We start from the raw sequence: 2,520 nt of genomic DNA, 5'->3' as shown, positions 1-2,520 counted from the left end.
CCCGTCCCTGCCCAGCATCCCGGCGAGCCCCGAAAACACGCCCCGGACCTTGCCGACCACGCCCGTAACGGCGGGGATGATCTTTCCGAACGCCGACCCGACGCCCTGCACCGCATTGGACGCGACACCCTTGACCGACTCGAACGCGCCCCGCACATCGCCCGTGGCGACCTTGCGGAACGCGTCCCCGATACCCTTGCCCGCAGACGCAGCAGAGGCACCGACCGAGCGGCCCATGCTCTGCGCCGACGACACGATCTGGCCGAACGTCGCCGGGACCGCCTTCGCTGCGGTAGCGACGTTGGCGAACGGGTTGCCCGAGAACGCGTTACGTAGCTTGCCGCCGAACGAGGTCGCGGCCTGCTCGGACTGGGCCGTCGCGGCCCGCAGTGTGCGTTGGGCATCCTCCAGGTTGCCGACCGAGACAGTGACCCGCTCGGTAGCAACCGCGTGCTTGGCTCGAGCGCTGGCCACCCGATCCTCTGCCGCGAGGATCTGCGACGCCTTGGCGTTGCCCTTGGAGCGCAGCTCGTCGAGCTTCGCCTCCTCGATGCCGACCTTGCGGGCGGCAGAAGCCTCGGACTCGCGGGCAGCCTTCACCTTCGCCGTGGACGACTGCACCACCTTGGCGAGGGCCTGGGAGTCCTGCTGGGCAGGCTTGGTGGCGCCCTTGGACGAGCCCTGAAACGCCGACGAGAACGAGGTGCCCGACTGCTTGCCGAGGGAGGCGAACGCCGAACCCAGGCCGCGGGTCTGCTTGACGAGATCCTTGCCGAGGCCCTCGGTCGACAAGCTCACGCTCAGGTAGGCTGTCGCCAGCTCTACGGACTCAGACAAGGATCTTTCACCCCCATCCTCGTCGTCCAGTTGTCAGCGGCGTACGCGAGCAAACAGCTCCCTCGGCGTGACCACCTGCTCGTCACTACGCGCCTTCTCCACCCACGGTGGCCGCTTCACCGGCTCCGTCTTCTTCGGCTTGCTCAGACCCTTGACCATGGTCACCGGAATCCCGGCCCCCAGCCGCTTCAGAATCGCGTCCAGCACCTCGAGGATCTCGGCCATCAACTCATGTTGATTCGCCCACAGAACCTGATCGCGCTCCCGGTGCTGCACAAACTCCGACAAGTCGACCAACTCCGGGTAGTCCAGCTCCATCAGATCCGACGGCGGGATCCCGGAAGTGGCCGCCAGCTTGTAGACAGCGGTCAGCTGCTCGCTTTTCCCCTGGTCACCGTCTTCACGGCCGGGGACTCCACCGACTCAAGCCATTCGGTGAACACGCGATTCTCCGCGGGACCGATGGCCGGCTCGACCGGCTTGACGCCGTTCGCGCCCGGGCGCCCCAACGTGTGCCACAGCATCCACATCTGCTCGTCGAAGTTCTCGAAATCGATGCGGCCATGCTTGGCCTCGAACACGCGCAGGGTCGCGATCCTCGACGGATTCACCCAGTGCGAGGCGGGCGCCTCCGGGTCGTTGTAGATGACGCACATCATCGTCACCTCGACACCCGTCTTGGACGGGTCGTCACCCGACTTGGGCGCGGACAGGATCTGCGCCTCCAGCTTGCGCAGCTCATCGCCACGGGACAGTTCGGCATCAGCCCCGGCCAGGACCTCGGCCACGTCCAGATCTTCGTTCTTCTTCGTCATTTCCACGGTTCCTCTCGGATCACCACGGTTCGGATCAGATGGACGGGCGGCAGGAACCGTGGAGCAACCACCGCCCGCCCGTCATGGGGTCAGGCCCCGACAGTGCCCGTGTACTGCTGGGTGTCGGTGCCGTTCGCGCCAGTCACGGTGACGGTGAAGTCGTAGGCGCCCGGCGCGGACGGGGTGCCCGCGAGGATGCCGGAGGCGTACAGCACGATCCCGGCAGGCAGGCTGCCCGCAGTCATGGCCCAGGTGAACGGCCCGGTGCCGGACGCGACCAGTGCCTGGCTGAACGGCGCCCCGTCCTCCAGTGCGCCCAGCGCGGTCGTGGTGACGGTCGGGTCACTGCCACCCGGGGCGAACGCGGCATCGTTGGTGTCCATGAAGAACGAAGTCTTGCCGTCGCTCGTGGCGACACCCGTCCACTCGTTCGACAGCGCCAGCGCCGCGTTACGCACCAACGAGAATTCGGTCTCGGCCGTGTTCTGCGCACGCCGGAACCCGAACCGGTACTTGGCGGGGCCGTCCTCGAAATCGATGACGAGACGACCGGTCGGGATCTGCCCGACAGTCGGCTCCCACCGATAGATGGGGGGCGGCCCTGCCGACAGTTCGGTGAGCGTGCCACCCATGGACGACAGCCAGGTGCCCCGCTCCAACTGCTGCAGCGTGAACGCGGCACTCCGCGGCTCGGCGGTGGACAGCTTGCGCAGCGGGTCGGCAGACTGCCAGCCGAGGATGTCCTCAACCTCGCGGCCGAACGTGAACGCAACCCCGTCCTCGGACGTGTAGCCGAGATCGATGCCGCCAGCCGGCGCGTCGAGATCAGACGACTCGACACCGAAGTTGACGGTGTCAGACTCGGGGA

At 67.1% G+C, this 2,520-nt stretch carries 4 protein-coding genes; all 4 read right to left on the bottom strand.

What is annotated here, in order from left to right; genetic code table 11:
* The coding region (locus tag Q0283_RS16690) for a hypothetical protein (protein WP_298045716.1) at nucleotides 1-798 on the bottom strand (798 nt) is incomplete at its 3' end.
* A 72-nt stretch (nucleotides 799-870) separates the two neighbouring features.
* Nucleotides 871-1,155: a hypothetical protein gene (locus Q0283_RS16685; protein ID WP_298045715.1), complete on the bottom strand. Its 285-nt coding sequence runs from the start codon at nucleotides 1,153-1,155 to the stop codon at nucleotides 871-873.
* Between the two features lie 50 nt (nucleotides 1,156-1,205).
* The gene (locus Q0283_RS16680) at nucleotides 1,206-1,652 is read right to left on the bottom strand and encodes a hypothetical protein (RefSeq protein WP_298045714.1); all 447 of its coding nucleotides are present in this window, start codon (nucleotides 1,650-1,652) and stop codon (nucleotides 1,206-1,208) included.
* A gap of 89 nt (nucleotides 1,653-1,741) precedes the next feature.
* On the bottom strand, nucleotides 1,742-2,520 hold a 779-nt coding region (locus Q0283_RS16675; protein WP_298045712.1), incomplete at its 5' end, for an Ig domain-containing protein.

It is taken from the genome of uncultured Citricoccus sp. (assembly GCF_937871995.1).
In the GTDB taxonomy this organism is placed as follows: Bacteria; Actinomycetota; Actinomycetes; order Actinomycetales; family Micrococcaceae; genus Citricoccus.
Note: the sequence above shows the minus strand (reverse complement) of the source record. Positions and strands in the feature narration are given on the sequence as shown.